We start from the raw sequence: 25,946 nt of genomic DNA on the forward strand, positions 1-25,946 counted from the left end.
GAAAAAAATTAGGAAGAACTTAAAGTGGGAGTACTTCAAAAATAACACTAAAAAATTGCTTTCAGATCCGGAAACTTCAAAAATCTACAGTCAAAGAAAAAATGACGTAGAAACATTTTTCGGAAACTTGAAGGCTAATTTAAGTTTCACTCGAATGTCTCTTCGGGGCAAAGAAAAAGTTGAAACCGAAATTGGAATTGCATTTATGGCAGTTAATATCAAAAAACTATCAACTCTACAAGTTGATAAGTTTTATTTAAAATTAAAACAGGAAGATTTTTCATTTTTCATCATGAAAATCTTCCTGTTTTCGGTTCTGAGACACATTAATGTCCCAGCCCCGATGTGATTAGTCATCAGTGCGATTGATTTCTTCAATCACTAAATCAGCGAGTAATGTGATGAATTCGTCCATATGAATAAACCTCCAAATATTTAATTTATAATTCTAAATCATCGTTAGCTTCTATTTCTCTGGCTTGATTAACAAAGTCATTAAGCAAATTTTTATTTGTATTATCAACGAATGGTGGTGGTATGCTAGGTTCTGTTTTAGAACTCAAACCAAACATTGAAGCATAAGTCATATCTAGCTTAAGATGGTAAAAGACAATAGTCTTCTTTTTACCATTAGAATCTGGGACACTACGTTTTGTTGTTTTACGGTTGCGGTCAGATTGGATATAACCTTTGTCTCGTAAAGCATCAATTACAATATTTACATCTTGGAATTGATTTTCATTCAACATATTTTTAAATACATTTTTCAGGATTTTAACTTGTATGTGGTCTTCTTTGAGTTCAATAAGTCCATAATTCTCAATCATTGTTGATAGCTTGGCATCCTCAGAGAATTTCCCCCGGTTTTGCGCTACAAACTGAACAATGACCTCGATAGATTTCTCTGCTAGTGAGCGTTCTGAAACTGACTCCAAGTGATAACTAACCAAGTATTCTCTTACTGCATCTATATCAATAGGTACTGCAATAACACGTTCGAATATCCGAGCAGATGTCGCAATCACTGCATAGCGTTTGAACATACGAATACCAGTATTACTCGTTTCATTTTTTAGTTGGTTTTTGAACCAATCATGTTCCGCATGAAACCATTTAATTACTTCGTCTTCACGTTTTAAAAGATATTCAGCTACTAATGGCATGATATGGCCATAATTGACCGATGTAGCCCTTTTAATTGCATCTGCATTGTCAGCACTCGTCGTAAAAGCTTCTGATATTTCAATGGTACGAACATTTAATCCATCATTACGTGCACTATTATTTAAAACACTGTGTTCTGCCGTACTTATTACTGACCCAATTTTTGAGTGCTTTGACATTACCATCAATATTAGAGCGTTGTCGGCCCTGTCCCTCTGCCAAACTGTACAACAATCCAGTATTGTCTTTGAAGGTTGCAGCTGACAATTCATCTAATACGATAGGCACACCAAAGTTACTACTTAAATATCCTTCAAGCGCGTTTCTAGTACCATTCCATGATCTAAACAGGGTATTACTGCCTTTAGTAGGGTTGCCGGCTATTGAAACAGCTAAAGCAGCTGCAGTCGATTTACCTGTGCTTGAATTTCCCATAAATGAGAAGATGGTTCCCGCAAACTCGACCTCATGTCTTGTTTTTAGGAACGCAGTAACTAATGAAGAAGCAGCAAATACTACTGCAAGTTCTAGTAGTAAGTTTCCTTTAACTTGTTTTAAGTACATCTCCCACCAGTCTTTGAAAGTACCTTTTGGTTGTAAATCATAGTGTGTTTCACAAATGATTTCATTAGCTTGAGATTGCTCTATTTCTTTTGAAAAGTATGGTTTATCCAATGAAATGACCATACCTTCATCAGACTGTAATACACCTACGCCGGTATATAATTTAGATAATGGAAGTGACTGGCGCATCGATTGTAACGCATAGCTTAATGATTTAATGTATCGTTCATTGATGTTGAAGCCGTACTTAATTAATCCAGGTAGCTTGAAAGATGTTAAGATATCTGATGCCTCAATACGTTCAATATTTTTTCCATCTGTAATAATCAATTTCTCAACCCCTGTAGACGGGTCGAGAAATTTATTTTCAATAATGATGGGACTAGACAATTGAATGATTTTTTCTACATCATTGTTACTTTTAGGTGGAATCACTTCATAAAAGCCATTTGAATTTAAAAAATATGGATATTGCTTGAATATGTTGTTAGTCATAAAAATCTCTCCTTTGCTATATAAGCATTAAATTTGTGTTGCTAAATACATTTTAAAGGAGAATTAAACGCAAATAAGGAGGTCGTCCATAAACAAAAAAAATGGACGACCTCCTTTGATAGTGCTATTCAAATTTTAAATTGTCTAAGGTTTCACTTAGAGTTTTTGCGATAGACCAACTAGATAAATCATTGACTTGTTTACTGACGATTTCGTCTTTAATTTGAGTAGATTTTATTTCTTCAAATAAGTGGAAAGCGTTCGTTAAATCGGTAATGTTTATTTTTGAAAGTGGCTCAATATCTTCATTAAATGAATATTTATCTAATAAAAGATGAATTCGATACAAGTCATTTAAGAAGCTCTCTACTTGATTTGGACTCATACCATCATCAATATAAGATTGGCGATTAGTATAAAATAGATTAGAAAATTTAGATAATGATAAATAAAATTCTTTATAAATATGGAAAAACTTATCGTTTGATATTAATGCCTTGGAGCTATTTATTATATTGTCTAGACGTGATTCAAAATTTTGTAAATCAAAAGTACTATTTTTATATTGATTTATAGTATTAATAATTCTTTGATAGTTAGAAAATAAGTCGTTTTCAATACTGAGAAAGTATCCATTAACGTTGAATGGGTATTTTACAATTTCTTTTTTTCTTAATTTTTCACGGATTTTCGATTCATCATTTTGTATATCATCAGTCACAATTTTATGATTGATTCTTTTATTCAAACTTGGAAGGTAGAGTTTGTTTAATATATCAATAATGAAAAAATCTAATAATTTGTTATCAGTACGTTCACTATACTCATCTATAGTTGGCTCATTTGATATATATCTAGCTACTTCATGATTTACATTTGAATACTTGGAATCATCAGGTTCTACTTGGTTGTATATAATAAAATTTTCGGGATTGTTTTCTTTATTATATTGATGAACTTTATATAGTTGCTTGAAGTTAAAATCATTATCAAATGTCATATTATCTTCCATTAATGTTTCAAACAGTAACTCGTCAATTCTATGTGCTAATTTTCTATATAATTTTGAACTCTTATCTAAATCTAGAGAATTTGTATAATTAAAAAATGAAGACAATGCATCATTACACTTTGACTGAGCACTAAGCCATTCTAAAGTGAAAGAATAGTTTTCAGATGCATAAATTTGCGCTTTTAATGCATCATTTTTAATATTATCAATTGAATCGCTGATATTAGTAATATAGCTAATAAATTGACTATTATTTTTCTTTAATGCCTCCTCTCTTAAATCTATGTCATCAAATTTTTTAGCAGATGTAGGAACAGGAAAGTCCTCAATAGTGTTTAGCAAAATTTTAAATAACTCTAATTCAAATAAGTTAAAACTGTAACCGCTATTGGTTGCTGATGGATTTGATTTGTACCTATTTATATCTAATTTATAAACGCGTTCGAGCTTATCCATACTATTCTTAAACATTTTTTCACTCAAGTTACATTCCTTCATTAAATCTTTTCCAGTAAAATATTTGTAATTTTCAAAATTCAATTTAATTCTCCTTTTTATCGTTATCATGCATGGATAATATGTACTTTACCAATATTATAAAGTACAATTAGAATTAACGATAATAGGAACATATGTTCTTTGGAGAGGGAGATTATATGAAACTTATTTATTTTGATGAAAGTACTGCAAGCGACTACTTGAAAATTATTCAAAATGGCAAAGAATCAAAACAAACAGTTGAAAAAAAGAAAAATCAAAATCAAACAAGTTTAGGAGGTAAATTTGGAATAGGACCTATGTTTTCTAAATTGTTTGAAAGTCTTTTTTCTGTAGAGGGACATATGGGAGGAAATTTAAATCGTACTTCCGAGAAATATATTGAAAAAACTTTAACCAATGCAATTTTAAGTGATTTTAAAAATTTAGCAGAAAATGAAGAAATAGGTATCACAAAATTTTCTGAGTATAAATTGAGTTATGTTGAGAATTCAATTGCACATTTTCAAACTATTTCACCATATTTAAGTATGGTAGAGGGAGATATAGTGTTAGATGAAGAAGTGTCAATTAATATTAATAAAATGCATGAGACTTTAAAATTAGGTAAGGGTTATTATGAGATTCTTGCTAAGAAGAACGATAATGAATACATCGTTAGATTTAATAATAAAGCTTTTGTAAATAATTATAACTTAACTGATTTGTCTCAAATGCAACTCACTTTATACGGTGTAAAAGTTGGACTAATTGATAAAAATCAACTTAATTTTCAAAATGCGATAAATTCACTTGGTTTTAAAAATGAGGTAGTAACTTCTATTTCAGAAGAACCAGTGAATTCTTCTTTTAATAATGAACAATCGATATTAGAAATGTACGATATTATATTGGCAGGGGTCGAGGTTGAAAATGAGTTATAAAATTAAGATAGTTATGGGACCAAAGTCATATTTAAATGAATTTCTTAATAAACCATATATAACTTTGGAAGATTACGTAATAAAAATAGACTCACTTACTAGAAATTTGGTTGAAAAATTTACAGATAATGATTATGAAGAAATCTTAAAAGATAAAATTATTCTTGCTAAAACTGAATCATATTCTGGAATTACTTCAGCTGCATTAAGCAATTTTATACAAATCGTTAACAAATCTATTGAATTTGGAAACGGAATTATTCTACAGAATCCTCCAAAATCTGTTATTAATCAGATTAAAAGTCATTTTGATGAAAATCAATATGCTTTTTGTGAATATAAGTATCCAAAACTAGATTTAGAGGTATTGTTAAATATTAAAGAGAGGTCAACTGAACAATTATTTGGTCAAGTTAATGCAATAAAGAGAATTTTAGCTTCACTATACAAACTTACTAAAGAATCTAGAAAACCAATTGTTTTGATGTTATACGGTCCATCAGGAGTCGGTAAGACTGAAATGAGCAAAATTATTAGTGAATGTATAGGCGGAGAATTATTTAGAAAACAGATGTCAATGAATAAAACCAATTATATGTTTGACTACATATTTGGTAATAATCACGGTGAGCCTAGTTTAGCTAGAGATTTATTAGAGCGGGAGAGCAATATTGTATTATTTGATGAATTTGATAAGGGAGTTAATGAAATAAATAGTGCTTTTTACCAATTGTTTGATGAAGGAATTTTTGAGGATTCTCAGTATGAAGTCAAAATGGGGAATTCAATAATTATATGTACGTCTAATTTTAAGGGAGAACTTCAAATAAGAAGAGAGCTAGGTGATCCAATTTATTACAGGTTTGATGATTTTATTGAATTTTCTGAGTTAAATAAAGAAGCTAAAAAAAGTATATTAACAAAAATTTTAAGTGATGAATTTATTAAGTTATCGGATAATGAAAAGTCTTTATTACCTAGTGAAGAAAGTTTATTGGAACAATATGTGATTAAGATAAATCAATTTACTAATTATAGACATATGCAGAAATTAGTTGAAAATGACATCAATTTAAGGTTAATAAGTACTTTGATGGGTTTTTAGTAACTTGCAAAGATATTTTATTAGGGTGAATGTACAATAAGGTATTGAATATATAAAGATATGGATAGACAAAAGAAATTAATGGAAAAAGAAAGTTCGACTTTTTATATACTCACATGCTACATTTATTGTAATAATACAATATGGTAGGAGTGTGAAACATGGAAATGAATCGCTTTGATATTTATAGAGAGTTATGGACAAAGTCTCGTACCGCATTTGCTGAGGAACATAATATCGATTTTAATGATTTGAAGAAAATCATTGAAATCCATAAGATTCCCTTACCTAATTCTAAGTATTTGTATGATTACAGAAGAGGTATTATTGGTCAGCTAGAACCTATAGAAGGTGAAGATTATTCAATTAAACTTGATGAGAAACTGAGCGAAAAAACTAAAATAACAAATAAATGGTCATACTTTGATGATGATAAAAAAGAAAAAATTTACAATGTATATACCGAATTAAAGATACCAGATAAGGTTAAACGTCATCATAAAATCATCACTAAACATAAAAACTACCTTACATCTGAAAGAAGAAGACAGAGGGAAGCGGAAATGAAGCCTTGGGGTTATTATCGCTCAGAGCCACAGAAGGTTTTGAATGCCTCTCATATCTCAAAAGAAGCATTAACAGACTTTTACAGACTTTGTGATACTTTATTTAAAGCTATAGATTGTTTAAATTATCAGATTACTGTTGATGAAGAATATATTTGTATTCATATACCTCGTAGAGACAAACAAGTGAAGAAAAGTGACTTGATGTACCTAAAGTTGAATGTATTTCATATAAAATTAAGGTTTAAAGAAAAGAAGAAAAGAGTCAAAAGAGATGATGATCGTTATTCTTCTTATGATTATCTCAATACTGGCTATTTCAAGGCTGAACTCATTGGAGTCTATCCTTGGAGTAATAACGTCTATGGTATTAATCGAGACTATCCTGGTACAGATGACCATAACACATTGATTAAGAAAATTTTTGAGAGAATATTTGAATTACCACAGTTATTGAATGATGCAGAGATTGAATATATTGAAAAGCAGAAAGAAGAGGAACGCAAACGAAAAGAAGCAGAACAATTAAGAAAAAGTAGGGAATCTGAATTTAATAATATCAAAACACTAATCAGTGATTACAAGTTACATAAAGAAATAAAAGCGTTAAGCGAGTATATTAATGAGTATAAGCTAAAGAATGCAACAATTGAAGAGACGATGTGGTATAAAGAGATACTTACATGGTTGAAAGACTCCAGTAAAGTTGAAAAAGCATTAGGAGATAGAAACCATGAACAAATAGTAAAATATTTATTAAATGAAATGAAAGAAAGCGATGTTGATTTCCATGATCCATCGAGTTATAGATGGTGGTGAGACAGTAATCATTGAAACAATTACAAATAAAACTGATAATGAAAATAGCTATGAATACATTAAAGAGATAATTGGTTTTAAAGGCTACGAGGAAGATATAAAGTATAAAGATTTTCCATATAAGGAAAGCAGACTCTACATACCTTCAAATTTACCAAAATTTAATAAACGTGATGATAAATATTATGAAGAAATAGGTAGACATATTTATGAATTGGCATACCAAAATAATGGAGGTACTTTGGTGTTATTTACTGCTAAAGACGATATTAATGGTGTATATCACGATTTATTGAAAAGAAAGTTTAGTAAAACTATTTATGTAGATAATGGTAGTAAAAGTCAAAATGAAATTATTGAATCATTTAAGAAAACTAAAGGTGTAATATTGGGCACGGGAGTATTTTGGGAAGGGATAGACTTAAAGAAAGAATTATTGACATTATTAATTATTGTCAGATTACCTTTTCCTACGATTGATCCAATCACAAAATATAAAAATCGCTAAATTAAATGATGATAATGAGACAGTTATAGTTCCTGAAATGATAATTAAGCTGAAACAAGGTGTAGGAAGGTTAATTAGAACGAAACAGGATAAAGGTTTATTAGTGTTATTAAATTCAAGAATGAATAAACCCATTTATAAGCATAAAAAAGCAGTATTGGATGCGTTACCAATTATAAATATGATCGATGAAGATGAAGTCAAAGATTTCTTGAATAACATTTAATGTAAGTAGCAATAGTCATTTATTATTTTTTAATACATAAAAAACCGCATCATTAACTGATACGCAAAAGTACCTAACAAAAGTAACAAAAAAATAGATTGCATGATATATTATAAACTTACTTATTAAATAAAGGAGAAATGGATAATGACGATGTTTCGTGAAGCACTCATATGGATAGTGCTTCTCATATTCAACTTAATAAACACGTTTTTAGCGTTTGTAGGAAAAACATCATTGTTCAAGGTTCCGCTTTGGAGTACATGGTTAGTTTGGGGAATAGTTACTATAATTGTAATAGGCGTTTTGCTTTTTAGAAAACATTTACAAAAAAAGCATCCACTCATTAATGAAAGTCTCAATAATAAAGATTTTGAAGCGGGAGAATTCTTTGTACAAATGCCTTTATATATCATTGAGAATCAAAGCAATGTGATATACGGTAACGAAACAATAACGTATAAACCCGTTTTTGTTAATATATTTCATAAATTATTGAGTCTCTTTGGTGTTCAAACAAAATATAGTCTATATATGACTTCTAGTGAGAACGATGTAAAAGTAATTCGTAAACATGTGGTAGCGAATAGACATCAATATACAATGTATTTGAATAATGAAGAAGTAGGTACACTTGAGATGAAACAGTTCTTCAAAAGTGGAGGAAAGCAACAACTTCCCTATACGTTTAATTACAATTCTGAGGTGTTTGATGTAAGCAATCCATTTTTTAGTAATGAAACCAAAATTACATTTGAGAATGACGTATTATTAACCGCAAAGCGTAGTTTTTTAGATATTTCAAAAAGTAAACTGACTAAAAAACGAGGAGAAAAACACACTATACACATTCACAGCACTAGAGTAGAGAAAGAAATATTAATAGCCATTTACTTACAATGCATGATCAATAAGCAAACACAATAAATTAAGTATAGCTATAGTATAAGTTGACCAGTATATTAGCGAATAAAGATTTTAGTACAAATATACCCTATTATCATAACGGCTAAAAAAGATAGTGAAGGTAATAAAACAAACCATATTGACATAACTATCTCTCCTTACTCATCATATTTTGTATTGAAAATCTAAACTTATAAGTAAAAGTGATAGATGATTTTAAATATAGTTTAACAAAAATAGTTTAAAATGAAATAACTCACAAAGGCAAATGATTTTGCTTGTTTAGTAATTCTTTAAGACTTATAACAAAAAGACGTTAATTAAAAAACCGCATCATTAACCGATACGCAGAAGCGTATCATAAATGAGAAAATATAAAATTGTCGTATTTTATTTTTAATTAAATAAATTATTAGAAAATAGTAAGAATTAAAAATAAATTTATTAGACAAGAGCGTATTAGAAAAGTAAACTTTTCTGAATAAAATTTAAGGTTGTCTCATTTCCAATTACTATGGGTTAATTTAAAGATTAATTAATAATTAGGTGATATTCACACACATTTGTGATAATATGGTATTTAATGGAATTAGGAGGCTTGTTAATGAACTATATTGAATTATTTGCTGGAGCAGGTGGTTTTAGCTTAGGCTTTGAGCAAGCAGGATTTGAAAATATATTTTCAATAGAATACGATGAAAAAATTGCTCAAACTTATTTATTAAATTTTCCTGAAAACCATTTAATAATTGATGATGTGAAAAACATAGATAACAATAAAATTTTGGAACTAATTCAAGGTAAAGAGGTTGATGTTGTAATAGGTGGTCCACCTTGCCAAGGTTTTAGTATGGCAGGTAAAAATGGTAGAACTTTTATCGAAGATGAAAGAAATGAATTGTTTAAAGAATTTGTAAGATTTGTTTCTATAATAAAGCCAAAAATGTTTGTAATGGAAAATGTAGCAAGAATGTTAAGTCATAATAAAGGGAAAACTGTTACTGAAATAAAAAACGCATTTAACGAGCTAGGTTATGATGTGAAATTTAAGGTGTTGAATTCTGAAAAATATGGGATCCCACAAAAGAGACAAAGAATCTTTTTTGTAGGAACTAAGGGACAAAAATTTAATTTTCCAGATTCTTATGAAAAAGAAATTACAATTAAAGAGGCTATCCATGATTTACCTTCATTAAAAAGCGGTGAAAAATCTAATATTCCAAATCATTTTGCGATGAATCATAGTAAACAAATGCTTGAAAAAATGTCCTATATTTCAGATGGTGGAGATCGATCTGAGATCCCAATTGAAATTCGTCCAAAAAGTGGAGATATAAGAAAATATATCAGATATAATAGTAATAAACCTTCAATTACAGTTACAGGAGATATGAGAAAGGTATTTCATTACGAACAGAATAGAGCGTTGACGTCTAGAGAACTTGCAAGGTTACAATCATTTCCTGATTCGTTCGTTTTTGTAGGGACAAGTATTATTATTCAACAACAAATTGGAAATGCTGTTCCCCCAAAATTAGGATTTGTAGTTGCAAATGAAGTGAGAAAAAGTTTGGAGTGAAAGTACTTTATGAAAGAATTCGAATTACAACCTAATATAAAGTTTCCTAAAATAAATTATATAGGAAATAAAGAAAAATTAACTCAATGGATAGTTGATAACTTTCCAACTGGAAGTGGTAGTGTGTTAGATTTATTCTCAGGAGGAAGTTCAGTTTCGTTTGAGTGTAAATTAAGAGGTTATAAAGTAATAAGTAATGATGTATTATATGCTTCCTTTGTTGTAGCAAAAGCCATAATTGAAAACCAAGCTCAAACTTTAAATTATAGACATATAGATGAAGCCTTAAAGATGAGTTTAAGCGTTGAAGATAAAGAAAAGTATGCTTGGTTAGATAATAAGTTGTATTTTTCCAATGAATTAAATGAATTAATAAAACTAATAGAATACTCTAAAAAATTGTGTAACTATGAAAAATATATATTTCAATCTTTGATACGTAGGGCTATGATTAGAAAATTACCTTATTCTAGAATGAATGTTCCTTGGGCTAGTATAGTGAAACTTAGAGATGAAAATTATTCATATAAAAAGTATGGAAGAAAGAGAGCTTATCATAACGAAAGTTTTTCTTATCATATGAAACAAAATATAGAGAATTATAATTTATCTATTTTTAATAATGGAAAAGATAACATAGCCATTCAGAAAGATGCACTAGATGCAATTGAAGTGATTGATTCTGTTGATGTTATTTATCTAGACCCGCCCTATCCAGGTACAATGAATAACTATGATAAATTTTACGGAGATTTTGATGAAATTTTTGATAAAAAGAAAGAGCATCTAGATTTAACTAACAAAAATAATTTTATAGAATCTTTAGAAACTATTATTATTAAAGCAAAAAGTAAAGCAGAATATATAGTTTTAAGTATTAACTCCAATTCAATACCTGGAATCTCGGAAGTTTCTCAAATGTTATCTAAGTATGGAAAAATAGAAATTAAAAAGAAAAAACATAATTATCAGGTAAGCGGAAAAGTTAATAAAAATAGCAATAATGAAAACTTACTAATATTACGTATAGAAAAATAAATTCACAAAAATACACTTATTTTTAATAAATTCCCCCTATTTTTTGATTATTTGATATAATATTGATAAAAAATAGGGAGATGTAATTATGAGTGCTGATAAAACTGTAAGTTCAATAAAAAAGCAACAATATGAAGATTATTGGAAATTAACTGTTGAGTATACAGATATACACAAAATGCGTTTTCGTAATACTTTAGAAATGATAGTTAATTATATAGATAATCATCCTGACTTAAAAATCGGATATGACAAAAAGTTTTATAAAGAGTTACAGCAATTAGTTGCATCAGTTTACCAAAAGGCAGATTTAGGATCAGTTAGAAAATCGATTAATCAAATGGTTAAGTTAGGTTTTGTAAAACCTTTTCTAACTGGTTATCATTCGGAAACAAGAAAGTTTTTAAAAGCTTCTTCTAATGAAGAAAGAGAAGTAATATTTTCAAGTGTGTATTATTCATCTGCTAATTTCCAATCATCAGTTACTAAAGATAATAGTCATTTGAAGCATATTAATTTCTTCTTAAAGACCTTAATGTATAAGAGAAATAAAGAATTGAATAAGGAAGAAATAGCAGCTTTAATGAGCTCAGATATACAAGCGTATAAAAATAAAGGATATATGAATGAAAAAGAGCTAAATGAACAAATTAAATTTGTTAACTTTAATAAATTTAAAGAAAGAAAATATAATCAAATTTCATATTTTTTGGATTTTTTAAAGTATGTCCCTGGAATTACAGTAGCAAAAAATAAGTCTGTTGTTTATTATACTGAAGATGCAAGTATACATTTATCTAATACTATCGACGTAAAAAGGGACCCCACTTTATTTAGATTGATGAAAGAAAAGATAAAACAAGAAAGTATAAATGTTTACGGAAGAGTACAATGTTACTTTACGAAAAAAGAACAAAAAGGTTTAGTGGTATCTCACATAATTAGATCTGAAGATGCCCTAAGAAATTTGGATATTGAAACAGCGTATGATTATAAAAATGCGTTACTATTAGATCCCAACTCAGATGCTTATTTCGATAAATATGATTTGACTTTTAATAATATCGGAGAGCCAAAATTTGGAAAATCGGTTCCCCAAGAATTTAAAGAAGAGAAAAGAGATTTAGTATTAGATGGTATAATATTAGAAGGTAGACAGGAATACTTAAAAAAACATAAGGATAAATTCCTAGAAAAAAATTAGAGTAACTTTTAAAAAGATATGATAAGAGAGTTTTCGTAATACACAGTAGAATTACTTTGGTACTAATTTATTATTAAAATTTTCAATAATAAATGGTTCTATAATAAATCGGACTGGTGGCATTTAAATTATAAATGTTGCTTGTCCGATTTTTTACTTTTTAGATGCAAAAAGACGCAATGACCTCTATTATTAAAAGTGCCTAAACCCAAATAAAGGAGATCATGCGTCCATGAATTATTTTATATTAAAAACACTTAACATTAAAGATGAAAACATACAATTTGAGGAAAAAGTTGAAAAATCGAAGTTTAAAGGTCGATTAAGCCTTTTCTATTACGGTGAACTTAGCTACACACCAAGCCATTGTGAGTGTTGTGGGGAGGAAAATGAACACCATACAGTTATTAAAGCAGGTAAAAAGCAATCTAGGATTACACTCCCTCACATATCTGAGTTACCTGCTTATCTCATACTTAAAAAACAACGTTTTTATTGTAAAGCTTGTAATACGTACTTTACAGCTCAGTCTCCTGTCGTTGATAAGTTTTGTTTTATCTCTAAAAATACTAAAATGGCTATTCTCAATAAGGCAACGGATATACGCTCTGAAGCTTCTATAGCGCAGGATTGTTCTGTATCACCTACAACTGTAGCACGTTTTATTGATGAAGCTGCAGAAAGTCTCTATCAGTCGCCACATCGACCATTACCGAAACATTTAATAATGGATAGATTTAAAAATATATAAGGTCATATGAGCTTTATATATGCTATTTCACTCATGCATCGTATAGAGGTAATTAATAATAGATCAATTTCATAAAAAGAGTCTTCTTTGGTTATAGAAATTAAGATTACTTTCGTAATGAAATACTTTTAAGTTCAAAACTATTCGCATCTAAAAAGATGTTAAGTAACAGCAAGTATTGCCTAACCTCTTTAATTGAGCTAACCCGTTCTACTTGATAAAGAGTCTTTATTTACAACTTTCCCTTAAAGATATGTGTATGGGTAAAACATATTCTTTCTTTGTTTTTTCATTATTTATACGTTTTACTAGAATTTCAATAGCCTTTTCAGCAATATCTTCGATTGGTTGAACGATTGTCGAAAGCTGAGGATTTAAATTACGTACTAAAGATGTACCATCATAGCCAATAATTTTTAAATCATCCGGTATTTTATAGCCAAGAGATTGAGCTAATTGATATATTTGAAGTGCATCTGTGTCATTTGAAGCGAATATGCCATCTAAATCCTCATATTCATCAAATATTTTTTTAAAGATATCTAGTTTAAGATTGTAATTCAAACTAAAGTCAACAGTATAAACAATAGGTTGTAGTCCGTGTTCTTTCATTGTATCTTCGTACGCCGTATTTCTTAAATGAGCAGGTGTATTTACGTCTACAGGACCATTGGTATGAATGATTTTTTTACAACCAAGATTAATTAATTTTTTAGTGGCTATCTTTCCTCCATTGTAATTATCTGATCGAATAGTAGGTATGTCCTCATTCATAACTCTATCTATAGCGACTATTGATAAATTTCGATTGTTATATTGTTCAATACCGAAATTATGTGTCCCAACGATTAATCCATCTATTTGATTCGATAATAACTGGTTAATGTAATGGGTTTCTTTTTCAGGGTCATTCATAGAATTTCCAATTATTACAATATATCCTTTTTCATAGAGTTTTTTTTCTAATTGAAAGGTAAGTTCACCAAAAAAGGGATTTTCAACTGTAGGAAATAATAATCCTATAATATTTGTTTTCTGTTTGAAAAGTTGTCTAGCAGCTGAATTTGGTTGGTAATTGAGGGTATTCATAGCACTATAAACTTTATTTTTTGTTTTTTGACTAATGTAGCCGCGATTATTTAATACTCTCGAAACGGTTGTTTTAGAAACTTCAGCTAATTTAGCGACATCATCGAGTTTTGGTTTCATGATATACTACTCCCCTATAATTTTTATACTTTAGATTTATTATGAGCTATTTTATATAGGAATGCGAATTAAAAAGTCAGACTAATTACCATTGAATATTAGACTGACTTTTTGATATTTGTTAGTCAAAAGTGATTACATTATTTTTTAATTCGAATACTTCAATCTCTGAATTGATAACATCTTTGTCTTTAATAAAAATTTCAGGAATTTCTTCGGTATAGTATCTTTCTGTGAAAACGGATTCACCATCATTAATAAATATTTCTATAGAACTTGTATCAACGTATATTTGAAGTTTGAGTTTATTTGAGTTCATAATAGTTGAATAACGGTAACTATTTAAATCGTTACGATATAATATAAATTTATTTTTATCATGATTGAAATTTAATGAAATAAGTTCGTCTTTAGAATCTTTCATCGCAAAAGTGAAATTTCTGTATGGAATACTTATATTGATTTCAAGATTTTTAGAATCACTTGAAATTATATAATGTTGAGTGTTTTTAACCTCATATTTGATCCCAGTATTTATGCGTAACTTTTTTAGCTCATCTACTGGCTTCATATATAAGTGATTATTTTTTAGTATTAATTCTCTAGGCAAAGTGAGCGCACCAGACCATCCGTCTTTCTTTTCAGGCATATGACTCTCCCACATTGCCATCCATCCGATAAGTATTCGACGATTATCTGGTGAAAGCATTGTTTGTGGAGCATAAAAATCATGGCCATGATCTAGTTCTTTAAATTCGCCTCTTGTGAACACTGTATTTTGATAATCTAAGTTTCCTATGAAATAACCATTTTGAAATAAGTTTAAATATTTTTCTTCTTTAGTTTGGATTCCCTGAGGTGAAAATAGCAACACATGGTGGCCATTAAGGTCAAATAAATCTGGACATTCCCACATATAACCCTCAGCACTTTGGTCTTTAGACTCGCTAACGGGACCTAAATACTCCCAATTTATTAAATCTTTAGATTTATACATGATTATACGACCAAGTTCTCTATTATTCTGACTTCCTATAATCATATAGTACGTATCTTGGTATTTCCAAACTTTTGGATCTCTAAAATGATGTGTGTTATCTTCTGGTGGTTTAGAGATGACAGCATTTTCACTATATTTCTTAAAATGAATGCCATCATTACTATAAGCTAGGTTCTGATTTTGCCAAAAATGGTCAGGATTATTATCTCCATAGTAATGATGACCGGTATAAAATAAGTATAAGAGACCATCTTTTTCAATAGCTGTGCCAGAAAAGCATCCGTCTTTATCTTCTAGACCCCCAGGTGTTAAAGCGATCGGTAACGTTTCCCAGTTCACAAGATCTTTACTTCGCGCATGTCCCCAATGCATTGGACCCCATTCGGGTTTAAAAGGATAGTGCTGATAAAAAATGTGGTAATAACCATCAAAATATGAAAAGCCATTGGGGTCGTTTATCCAACCTGATTTTGGCATAATATGATATCCTAATCTATAGCGATTATTTGTAACCTTTGCGTATTTCTGTGACATATAGCTAACTCCTTCTTTTTTAATTTTATTCTTTAACAAAAGGATCTCCGTTCACTTTTTCATTGTCTTTACGTAGAGTAAAGAATGCGAAAATTCCAGCTAATAACACAATGAATGAAATTATAAAAAATGTGGGTTGATAACCAATGTTATCTCTTAATATTCCAAGTGGACTTGAAAGTAAAACTTGACCTACTTGAGCAGAGACACAAAACCCTACCATATAAATAGTTGCTGATAATTTTGTATCGAAATGTAGTGTTATATATCGAAATATTGGTAGTATAAATAAAGGTACTTCTAAAGCGTGAAACATTTTGACAAAAGATACACTAACAGGACCTTGAGCGATACCACATAATCCTATACGTAGAAACATCACAGTAGCTCCTAAAAGAAGTGTGTTTCTAACACCTATTTTTGACATGATAACAGGTACAATCCCCATCATTAATGCTTCTAAAAAAACTTGTACTGAATTGAGTGTGCCATATGTTTGTTGACCAACACTAGGTGATGAAAACAACTTTGTGTAGAATTCTGGGAACATTTGTTGGTCGAAAATAGTATAGAAAGACCATGAAAATACAATGAAAATCACTATAGTCCATAAATCTTTTACTTTTATTATAGATATCATACTTGTAAAAGAAGGAACTGACTCTTCTTGATGATGATTAAGATTTTCTTTAATATTAATCTCTTCTTCTGATTTCCAAAAAACTAATGTAATTAATAAAATCAACCCGATTAATGAACCTAGCCAAAAATTTAAATGAGGATTGATAACAAATATAAACCCTGCAAATAATGCTAATAATGCATAACCAAATGACCCCCATGCTCTTGCTTGTCCATATTTAAAATAAAAAAGTCGACTGAATCGCTCTCCAACTGCTTCATAAACACCAACTGCTGCGAGAAAACCAAACGAGAGGAATATAGAGCCTAGTATAACACCTAACCAAAACATTGTTTGAATTAAAGGAGTATATATCCAAATGAAAAAAGGCCCTACAAAAGCTGAGCAAATTGAACAAAAGATAAGTAGTGATTTTTTAATTACCAGTTTATCCTGAATAAATCCAAAAATAAACATCAATATAAGTGTTGCAAAAGAATTAGCTGAAAATATAGAGCCTACTTGACTACCATTTAAGCCTAAACCATTTTCTTCTGAAGTAAGCCAAATTTGAAAAAAGGACCACCAAATACTCCATGATGCAAAAAATAGCATAAAAATTAAAGAACTTTGTAAATAATGTTTATTACTAAGGGTATTTAATAATACATTCTTTTTCATAAAAAAGCTCCTTTGTATTTTTTTGAAAGCGATTTCATTTAGTATTCTAAAATATTGTAGTTCTTTTACCAAATTATGTCAACCGGATGACATAAAAATGTAAAACAAAAAGCAAAGTCAAAAGATATTTAATATCCTTAAAAAAGATAATATATGAAAAATTCTAGATGTAAATTATATTAAGAGAGCCGTTAAAAATTATTTCATTTGATATTAGTGGCTATTTTAACTTATATTATTTCGAGTTGACGTCACAAAGTAAGGCACAGGTAATGCATTTGTTGAGAATGAATGAGTTAATAGAGGTCTTAGTATTTATAAAATGATATCGTTTGAACGTTTAACTAAAACTAAATATATTAAATAATAATTTTTCTTTTCATATGTTCATGAGGGTTACATCATTGATACTGTGATTCATATAGGAAAATAATTCAAGAATAAAACTAATTAAGTCTCTGAAGTTATTGAACATATTTCAATAGTATATGTGATAAATAAGGAAACAAAAATACTAGTTTAAGAGGCAGATAAAATCTTATCTGAGTTTTCTAACTTGTTCTTTGAGGTGAAAAATGTAAGTAAGAATGGTGTATTCTAAATGAGTGATATTCACTTTAATCATGCGGTTGTCCCTTTGAAGAATAGCATCAACCGAACGTTGAATACAGGTGTTGTGGTTTCTATGGACAGGAGAAGAACAAGATTAATAAAGCATAATATATATTGTTGGAATCTTGTCGTTTGTGATGAGGAAATGATTGTTCCGATTTCTGTACCTGTTAATATGGATAATTTATCGATAAACGATGAGAATAGAGCTTTAAATCATTACATTGAAGAAAGAAATGCAAAATATCATACGAAAATATTGATATAATGATGGTCTTTCATAACGTTGTAGATAATTATTTTGAGTTGCAAGTTAAAGCCACTTCTAATATTAATAAGAAATTAGAAGTGGATTCAAGAATGATTAACTGCACGATAAAGTATTGCTTAGAAAATGAAAAAAGATGTTTAGATTTTTATACCACTTTGGTCATCCTGTGGTAAAGATACACGAATATAAAGTCTTAGTGAATAAAAGTGAATTATTTTCTGAATCATAAAGTTATCGTATCCTTACTATCCTTGTTAAGATTTTGAGTCGTCTTAACAAGGATTTTTCATTTTTTACTGTTGTAAAAAAATGATGTCTATAAATAAAAATTAAACCTTGCTTAAAAATTAAGGAATGCTAAAATTATAAATGTAAACGATTACAATATTGATATTGGGAGTAACTATGTAATGATGAAATCAATTGACTATACCAAGTCATAAATGGGAGAGATAGAAATGAAAGGTACAGATAGCACGTATAATGTAAATAAGGGAGAACAAGGTATTACATTACCTTTTTTAAAAAAAGCAGTTATTTTTTCGATCACATTTGGTTTTTTTGGTGTAAATATGGCTTTTGCACTTCAATCCGCTATGATGGGGAGAATATTTCAAACGTTAGGGGCTAACCCTAATAATTTAGGATGGTTCTTTATTTTACCACCTTTAGCCGGAATCATTGTGCAACCAATTATTGGATACTATTCTGACAGAACTTGGACGAGATTTGGACGTCGTATGCCGTATCTGTTAGTTGCGGGTCCTATCGGCGCACTTGTATTAGTGCTATTACCTAATGCAGGGTCATTTGGGTTTGGATATGCGTCACTTATGGCTTTAGCTTTTGGCGCAATTATGACTTTATTTATGGATTTAACAGCAAATGCATGTATGCAACCGTATAAAATGATCATTGGGGATATGGTTAATGAAAAGCAAAGAGATATGGCATGGTCTTGGCAACAAATTTTCTCAAATTTAGGTGGTATTATTGCGACAATACTTCCATTTGTATTAACAGTAATTGGAATAAGTAACGTCGCGCCTAAAGGTGAAGTGCCAATGACTGTCAAAATAGCATATTATATTGCGGCAGCAGTGTTATTAATCGCTTCGATATGGACGGTTCTTTCTGTTAAAGAATATGAGCCTAAAACTTATAATTATTATCACGGTATTACAGAGAAAGATAAGCATGATAAATTAAACTTTTTACAATTATTAAAGATAGCACCTAAGCAATTTTGGCAAATTAGTGTCGTTCAATTTTTTAACTGGTTTGCTTTGATGTATCTTTGGACATATTCAACAGGTGCCATCGCAAAGAATGTGTGGAATGTGACAGATCCTTCTTCAGCAGGATATCAAGCAGCAGGAAATTGGTACGGGGTTTTATTCTGTATACAATTCTTAACTTCAGTAGCTTTTGGTTTTGTTATCGCAAAATCTAAACCATCTCAACGAAAATTTTGGTATAGCTTTGGTTTAGTTTTCGGAGGATTAGGTCTTATGTCCATATTCTTTATCCATAATCAATGGTTACTTATTATTTCATTTATGTTTATCGGAATTAATAATTTAACGATGAATACGCAACCATTTACATTGTTAACTGAAGCCATCGATGGAGAAAATTCAGGTGCATATTTAGGGTTATTTAACACAAGTATTTGTTTACCACAAATCGTAGCCTCTGTAGTCAGCTTTGGACTTTTCCCATTACTAGGAAGTTCAATGCCTGCCATGTTACTGTTTGCGGGTATAATGATGCTTTTAGGTGCAATTTCAGTTAAGTTTATTGATGCAAAATATGAGTAGTGTATTTGACTAAATATCTATATACATCATTATTTATTCTTAGCGTATTGGAAAAGATATGTTTGTTCGACTATACTATAAAATAAGAGCAATAATGTATGATTAAAGTGTTTTATAAGTAAGATTGTTTTTTATTTTATTTGTATCGTAACAAACCGTAAAAGGTAAAAACAAAACGTAAGGAATGATACGATGATTGCCAGATTATCAAATGTCAAAAAGGAAATCAAAGGCCGGCATATCATTGATGATATCACGTTTGAGTTAGAAGCGGGTTCGATTCATGTGATTTTAGGGCCTAATGGAGTCGGGAAAACGACAACGATTCGTTTAATGACGGGCTTACTTAAGCCAGATAGTGGAGACATCGAAGTATTACAACATAATAGTAAGCATCATGATTTTGATCGTGTGAGAAAGCATATCGGGGTACAAAATGATGGGAATCTTTATGAGAATTTGACTGTGCTCGATAATTTAAACTTGTGGGCTGAGTTCTATGAGGTCCCTAAAGACAAAAGAGATCGAAATATCAAAGAGTTATTAACATTATTCGACTTAGACGATAGAAAAGATTCTCAAGTCGGAACGTTGAGTAAAGGGATGAAACAAAAAGTCTCTATCATTAGAGCGTTAATTCATGAACCACAATTGCTCATTTTAGACGAACCGACGTCTGGTCTAGATCCGTCGACGTCAGAATTGTTAATCACACATATTCAAAAGATAGTGAGAGAAAAAGGAACGACTGTGTTCATGTGTACGCATCATTTACATGGACTTGAAGAAATTGCGGACCATATTTACATCATGTCTAAAGGGAACTTTATCGCTGATGGAGCGCCTAACGCTTTATTAAGAGAAGCATGGCCATATCACGAATTCGATATTGAAACGAGTGACATTCAAAAGACTGTCGACGCTCTTAAAGATACATACACATTAGACGCTAATGAGAAATCCATTCGAATTCGACTAGACCAATATCGTGATATTTCCCAAGTGATTCGATACGTATTAAACCAAAACATTGAAGTCTATACGGCTATTCCAGTACAACATTCTATCAAAGAATACTATTTGAAAAAGTTAGGTGATCTCAATGCGCATCAAGTTTAACCATGTCAAAACTATCATCAAAAAAGATTTATTGGAGATGAAAAAGGATACTGGCACGTTGGCACCACTCTTAGTTATTCCATTTATATTTAGTGTGGTACTCCCGCTTTTAATCATTTTAGGAGGAAGTAGTAATGCGATGCTGAATTTTATCGGCGGTGTACGCTTATTTACTGAAAAAGTTCCTAGTAGTATCTTACCAGCGGGATTAGATAGTAATGACAAAATTGTTTATGCGATTTTGATGTATTTCTTTGTCCCTTTCTTTTTGTTAATTCCGGTTATTATCTCAACGGTATTAGCGGCATCAAGTTTAACAGGAGAAAAAGAACGTAAAACTTTAGAGGGGCTATTGTATACGCCAATTAATAATAAAGAATTGATGCTCGGTAAAATTTTAGCTGCAATGTTGCCAGCAGTTATAATCACTTGGATAGCATTAATTGTGTACGGCATAATCCTTAATAGCTATTCATTTAAAAGCTTTGATCAACTGATATTTCCAAATACAAATTGGATCATTATTGGGGTATTACTAGCGCCTTTAATTACATTTCTTTCAATCACGTTAGTATTATTCATATCTCACAAAGTCAAAACAAGTAAATCTGCACAATCTGTATCAATGTTATTAATGTTGCCTATCATTGGGGCGTTAATCTCACAAGCAAGTGGTGCGATTTTATTCGGTTACAAATTATCGCTCATTTTATTTATCTGCTTACTGATTATTGATTTAATCGCATATGTGCTGGTTTCTAAACAATTTAATAAAGAAAAGTTTCTGACTAATATGTAAAGGGAGGCTTGAGCTACATTATTTGATAGATGCTGAATTAAAGCATATCAATAATGTAGCTTTTTTAGGTTGTGAAGTGTTTGTATCAATATATCGTTAAAATGATTATTTTCTAACAAGAAGAATTATGATAAAATATATAAAGCGCTTTCATTTAACTGAAAATTAGAATAATTTAAAAGGGGTGATTGTTAAATATACTGTGTGATTTTTCATCATTTAAGGGGGATTTTATAATGCAAGGGGATAGTGTTTGGTTAACAATTGTAGGTTTAATCATTATTCTTTCAATTGTTGGTTTATTAATTACTAAAAAAATTAGTCCAGTAGTGGGTATGGTATTGATTCCATCTATTGGTGCACTGATTTTAGGCTTTAGTGTTACGGATTTAGTGGATTTTTTTGATAAAGGTTTAATGCAAGTTATAAATGTTGTAATTATGTTCATTTTTGCCATTATTTTCTTTGGGATTATGAATGATAGTGGTCTGTTTAAACCACTTGTAAAGCGTTTGTTACTCTTAACGCGTGGAAACGTCGTTATAGTATGTATTATGACAGCGTTACTTGGAACAATCGCACAGCTCGATGGCGCAGGTGCGGTGACATTTTTGCTCTGTATACCTGCATTATTACCGCTTTATAAAGCTTTGAATATGAGTCGATACTTATTGATTTTACTATTAGCGTTGAGTGCTGCGGTAATGAACATGGTACCATGGGGCGGCCCTATGGCGCGTGTTGCAGCAGTATTAAAAACGGAAACGGTCAATGAGTTATGGTATGGATTAATTCCTGTACAAATTATAGGTTTCTTATTAGTCATGCTCCTTTCAGTATATCTAGGCTTTAGGGAAAAAAGACGTATCAAAAAACGTATTGAAAAAGGAGAAATTGAAGAAACACAGAATATTAATATACATAAATTAGTTCAAAACTATGTTTACGATCAAGAAGTTAAATTTCCAGTTCGAGGGCGCGCTAAAACGTATCCGTTTATCAGATGGATTAATACGATTTTAATATTAGTAGTAATATTTTTGATGTTAACGAATATAGCACCACCTGAATTTGCGTTTATGATGGGGACTGCGATAGCGTTATTAGTCAACTTCAAAAGTGTAGATGAACAAATGAATCGTTTAAAAGCGCACGCTCCGAATGCGTTAATGATGGCAATTGTGATTATCGGTGCAGGTATGTTTTTAGGTATACTTGATGAAACAGGTATGCTTGAAGCCATTTCAAAGAGTTTTATTTATGTGATTCCGCCTGTATTAGGTCCATATATTCATATTATTGTAGGGATCTTTGGTGTACCGCTTGATCTAGTTACAAGTACAGATGCTTATTATTTTGCAGTTTTACCGATTGTGAAGCAGATTGCTGCAGAATTTGGCGTATCACAAGTTTCTACGGCTTACTCTATGGTTATCGGTAATATTATTGGTACGTTCGTAAGTCCGTTTGCACCTGCTGTATGGTTAGCATTAGGGCTAGCAGAAGCAAATATGGGTACATATATTAAATACGCATTTTTCTGGATATGGGGATTTGCGATTACGCTTTTAATTATTGCGATATTAATAGGTACAGTAGCATTTTAATGTTTAACTAATAATATTACATTTAATATTTATTTTATTTTGCTATTTGCGTTTTATTTTGTAATTTATCTCGTTTTTCACTAATCTCATTAAGCACATTGTATCCATCATAAAAAGGGCCTGAGATGTTCAGACCCTTTTATTTCATATTATTGAATTTTCATTTCTAATTGGTGGATAAGGTGTGTAATCATTTCGTTTAATGGTGTAGGTACATTCACTTCTTTACCATAAGCAGCAATTTGACCGTTAAGGTAGTCGATTTCTGTTAAGCGACCTTTATTAAAGTCTTGGTGCATTGATGGGTAGTGAAGACCTTGTGTTTCTTTTGGATAAGTTGCTTCGATTTTGTCTAATAATGCAGTGCGATCAAGATTAATGTTTTTCGCTTTAGCTACTGCAACGATTTCATCGATAAGTGGTACAATCATATCTCTAGATTCTGAATAGCTGCCGAATTCATAAATTGTTTTATCTAAAATTGTACATAATGGGTTAAGTACACTATTTACTGTCGCTTTAGACCAGATTGATTTAAATACGTCGTCACTGATTTGTGCGTTTAATCCAGCTTCGTTAAGTACGTTTAAGATATATTCAGTACGCTCGTCTTTTTCACCATCAGCGCGTTGTAAGTCGATTGAACCTTCACCTTCTAATAATAGTTGACCAGGTCCACGTAAACCAGCTGTCCACATTGTTACAGCAAGATAAATTTGTGACATTGGTACATATTGAGATAAGCGTTCTTCATGACCTAAACCGTTCATCATACTTAAAATTGCTGTACCTTCGTGAATTGAACCTTGGTTTTGAAGTTGTTCTAACATTTTTTCTGAATGCATTGATTTTGTAAGAATAACAATTAAATCAAATGGTTCTGAAACGTCTTTTGTTAATACAGCTGGAACTTCTACAGTGTATGTTTTTGTTTCTGTTTGAATTTCCATACCTTTTTCATTAATGCGATTAACATGGTCTTCCCAGTTATCGATTAACGTTACATCATAACCAGCTTGTTTAATGTAAGTTCCAATACGTCCGCCCATTGCACCTGCGCCTGCGATTCCAATTTTAAACATAAATATACACCTCTCAAAAATTTTAAATTAATTATCTGGATCGAAAACAAAGATTTCCGAACTATATACTTTTAATACCCTAGAACATACATAATGAACAACTAAAGCTGAAATGAGCGGTACAACCACATATGCGATAAGACTAATGACTAAATTACCTATCACGCTGCCATCAAGTAGTCCCATTGATCTAATTGGCCCAATTAAACCAACTAAACCAAAACCTGCTGAGTCCGGTGTACCTTGAATATTTAACAAGGCACTCGCTAAACCAGAAATTGCAGCGGTAATTGTAATGGGTAATAAAAGGATAGGATAGCGAATCATATTTGGCATCATCATTTTCATAGCACCAAGCAATACCGCAATAGGTACACCAACTTTATTCACGCGCCAAGTCCCAACTGTTAACATAATGGCACTTGCTGCTACACCAATCGCAGCCGAACCTGCCGCAAGTCCTGATATCCCAATCGCAATACCAATGGCTACTGTTGAAACAGGGGAGATGATAATAATAGAGAATAGCACTGAAATAATAATTGACATGAGAATAGGTTGTGTATTCGTTACACTATTAATCAACTCACCCAGTCCAAGCGTAATCCATTTTGTATAAGGTAAGAGTAACAGTCCTGCTAAACCAGCCAATCCACCTGCAATAATCGGTAATAAAATAATATTTAAACTACCGAGTTTGTCTTTAATGATTAACATAATACCAACTGCAATCGCAGCAGTAATCATTGTGTTAATCAAGTCACCAATACCTAGTAATACCCATTGATTTTCCTTAAACACCGCAGCACCTGAACCAACAAAAGCAGCTGTCCCAGTAATAACCGTCTGCATAGGATTTAACTTAAACTGCATCGCAATTAAAACACCAGTAATAATCGGAATCGTAAATTGAATCCCTTGCACCACATATAACAGTGTGATGAAAAAATCGTGATATTGGCCTAAATATTTAAACAGGCCTCCTAAAATAGCGTTGGGAATCAATCCCACAACAATTGCTAAAGCAACCCCATTTAAAACATTAAATAAAAACGTTTTGGGCGTTAATCTCTTTGTAGCTCCCATAATACATCCTCCTAATTGTGAATACATTCACATTATCATAATAATTATAACTTAATTACTATGATTGTCAAACATATTTCGCAATTCATTAGAGGAAAATTTAATTAGCTTACAATAGATATTTTGAAAATTTAAATAATTTAAAT

22 protein-coding genes and 1 pseudogene are annotated in these 25,946 nt (G+C 30.6%); 16 read left to right on the top strand and 7 right to left on the bottom strand.

Translation table 11 applies throughout. The annotated features are described in order from the left end of the window. A partial coding sequence (locus HHH54_RS04190) for a transposase (protein WP_198617589.1) occupies positions 1-349 on the top strand: 349 nt, incomplete at its 5' end. 91 nt (positions 350-440) lie between these two features. Here the strand turns inward: HHH54_RS04190 and cch1 are convergent. Next, positions 441-2,223 (bottom strand): annotated as a pseudogene (cch1, locus tag HHH54_RS04195) (cassette chromosome replicative helicase). Positions 2,224-2,347: 124 nt separating this feature from the next. Continuing rightward, a complete protein-coding gene (locus HHH54_RS04200; protein WP_198617590.1) occupies positions 2,348-3,775 on the bottom strand; it encodes a DUF6038 family protein in 1,428 nt (475 codons plus the stop codon). Positions 3,776-3,891: 116 nt separating this feature from the next. On the opposite strand from HHH54_RS04200, the gene HHH54_RS04205 reads away from it, so the two are divergent. The 10 genes from HHH54_RS04205 to HHH54_RS04250 all read left to right on the top strand — a co-directional run bounded on the left by HHH54_RS04205 (position 3,892) and on the right by HHH54_RS04250 (position 13,358). Continuing rightward, on the top strand, positions 3,892-4,656 hold the full coding sequence (locus tag HHH54_RS04205) for a DUF6414 family protein (RefSeq protein ID WP_198617591.1): 765 nt from the start codon (positions 3,892-3,894) through the stop codon (positions 4,654-4,656). Next, positions 4,646-5,761, top strand: coding sequence for an AAA family ATPase (locus HHH54_RS04210; RefSeq protein WP_031590860.1), 1,116 nt, complete (start codon positions 4,646-4,648; stop codon positions 5,759-5,761). Before HHH54_RS04205 ends, HHH54_RS04210 begins: the two co-directional genes overlap by 11 nt. A 161-nt stretch (positions 5,762-5,922) precedes the next feature. Continuing rightward, positions 5,923-7,146, top strand: coding sequence for a hypothetical protein (locus HHH54_RS04215; RefSeq protein WP_198617592.1), 1,224 nt, complete (start codon positions 5,923-5,925; stop codon positions 7,144-7,146). After that, entirely contained in the window at positions 7,118-7,654 is a 537-nt protein-coding gene (locus HHH54_RS04220) for a helicase C-terminal domain-containing protein (RefSeq protein ID WP_198617593.1), read from the top strand. Before HHH54_RS04215 ends, HHH54_RS04220 begins: the two co-directional genes overlap by 29 nt. 37 nt (positions 7,655-7,691) lie before the next feature. Next, positions 7,692-7,880: a helicase C-terminal domain-containing protein gene (locus tag HHH54_RS11390; RefSeq protein WP_198617594.1), complete on the top strand. Its 189-nt coding sequence runs from the start codon at positions 7,692-7,694 to the stop codon at positions 7,878-7,880. A gap of 147 nt (positions 7,881-8,027) precedes the next feature. Continuing rightward, the gene (locus HHH54_RS04230) at positions 8,028-8,807 is read left to right on the top strand and encodes a hypothetical protein (RefSeq protein ID WP_198617595.1); all 780 of its coding nucleotides are present in this window, start codon (positions 8,028-8,030) and stop codon (positions 8,805-8,807) included. A 583-nt stretch (positions 8,808-9,390) separates the two neighbouring features. Next, positions 9,391-10,365 carry a DNA cytosine methyltransferase gene (locus HHH54_RS04235; protein WP_232796243.1) on the top strand — a complete coding sequence of 325 codons (975 nt, stop codon included), beginning with the start codon at positions 9,391-9,393 and terminating at the stop codon, positions 10,363-10,365. Positions 10,366-10,374: 9 nt separating this feature from the next. Then, positions 10,375-11,403, top strand: a complete 1,029-nt coding sequence (locus tag HHH54_RS04240; RefSeq protein ID WP_198617597.1) for a DNA adenine methylase — start codon at positions 10,375-10,377, stop codon at positions 11,401-11,403. 88 nt (positions 11,404-11,491) lie between these two features. Beyond that, complete coding sequence (locus tag HHH54_RS04245) at positions 11,492-12,607, top strand: HNH endonuclease signature motif containing protein (protein WP_198617598.1); 1,116 nt, start codon at positions 11,492-11,494, stop codon at positions 12,605-12,607. A 232-nt stretch (positions 12,608-12,839) separates the two neighbouring features. Beyond that, positions 12,840-13,358, top strand: coding sequence for a transposase family protein (locus tag HHH54_RS04250; protein WP_198617599.1), 519 nt, complete (start codon positions 12,840-12,842; stop codon positions 13,356-13,358). A 228-nt stretch (positions 13,359-13,586) separates the two neighbouring features. On the opposite strand, the gene HHH54_RS04255 is transcribed toward HHH54_RS04250, so the two are convergent. From HHH54_RS04255 to HHH54_RS04265, 3 genes are all read right to left on the bottom strand, one after another. Beyond that, positions 13,587-14,567 (bottom strand): LacI family DNA-binding transcriptional regulator, encoded by a 981-nt coding sequence (locus HHH54_RS04255; RefSeq protein ID WP_198617600.1) that lies wholly within the window; start codon positions 14,565-14,567, stop codon positions 13,587-13,589. A 121-nt stretch (positions 14,568-14,688) separates the two neighbouring features. After that, positions 14,689-16,101 (bottom strand): sucrose-6-phosphate hydrolase, encoded by a 1,413-nt coding sequence (locus HHH54_RS04260; RefSeq protein WP_198617601.1) that lies wholly within the window; start codon positions 16,099-16,101, stop codon positions 14,689-14,691. Between the two features lie 25 nt (positions 16,102-16,126). Beyond that, positions 16,127-17,404, bottom strand: coding sequence for an MFS transporter (locus HHH54_RS04265; RefSeq protein WP_198617602.1), 1,278 nt, complete (start codon positions 17,402-17,404; stop codon positions 16,127-16,129). A gap of 601 nt (positions 17,405-18,005) precedes the next feature. Here HHH54_RS04265 and HHH54_RS04270 point away from each other — a divergent pair. From HHH54_RS04270 to HHH54_RS04290, 5 genes are all read left to right on the top strand, one after another. Then, a complete protein-coding gene (locus HHH54_RS04270) occupies positions 18,006-18,284 on the top strand; it encodes a hypothetical protein (RefSeq protein ID WP_198617603.1) in 279 nt (92 codons plus the stop codon). Positions 18,285-18,745: 461 nt separating this feature from the next. Beyond that, on the top strand, positions 18,746-20,107 hold the full coding sequence (locus HHH54_RS04275) for an SLC45 family MFS transporter (RefSeq protein WP_198617604.1): 1,362 nt from the start codon (positions 18,746-18,748) through the stop codon (positions 20,105-20,107). Positions 20,108-20,299: 192 nt separating this feature from the next. Then, positions 20,300-21,226, top strand: coding sequence for an ABC transporter ATP-binding protein (locus HHH54_RS04280; protein ID WP_198617605.1), 927 nt, complete (start codon positions 20,300-20,302; stop codon positions 21,224-21,226). After that, positions 21,210-22,025, top strand: coding sequence for an ABC transporter permease (locus HHH54_RS04285; RefSeq protein WP_198617606.1), 816 nt, complete (start codon positions 21,210-21,212; stop codon positions 22,023-22,025). Before HHH54_RS04280 ends, HHH54_RS04285 begins: the two co-directional genes overlap by 17 nt. 236 nt (positions 22,026-22,261) lie before the next feature. Further along, positions 22,262-23,632, top strand: coding sequence for a CitMHS family transporter (locus HHH54_RS04290; RefSeq protein ID WP_198617607.1), 1,371 nt, complete (start codon positions 22,262-22,264; stop codon positions 23,630-23,632). A 149-nt stretch (positions 23,633-23,781) separates the two neighbouring features. Here the strand turns inward: HHH54_RS04290 and HHH54_RS04295 are convergent, their stop codons facing one another. Together HHH54_RS04295 and HHH54_RS04300 are read right to left on the bottom strand one after the other, a co-directional pair. Then, complete coding sequence (locus HHH54_RS04295) at positions 23,782-24,714, bottom strand: ketopantoate reductase family protein (protein ID WP_198617608.1); 933 nt, start codon at positions 24,712-24,714, stop codon at positions 23,782-23,784. Positions 24,715-24,741: 27 nt separating this feature from the next. Further along, on the bottom strand, positions 24,742-25,800 hold the full coding sequence (locus tag HHH54_RS04300; RefSeq protein WP_198617609.1) for a PTS sugar transporter subunit IIC: 1,059 nt from the start codon (positions 25,798-25,800) through the stop codon (positions 24,742-24,744). Positions 25,801-25,946 lie beyond the last annotated feature (146 nt).

The sequence above is a fragment of the Staphylococcus canis genome (assembly GCF_016238445.1).
GTDB classification, from domain to species: Bacteria; Bacillota; Bacilli; order Staphylococcales; family Staphylococcaceae; genus Staphylococcus; species Staphylococcus canis.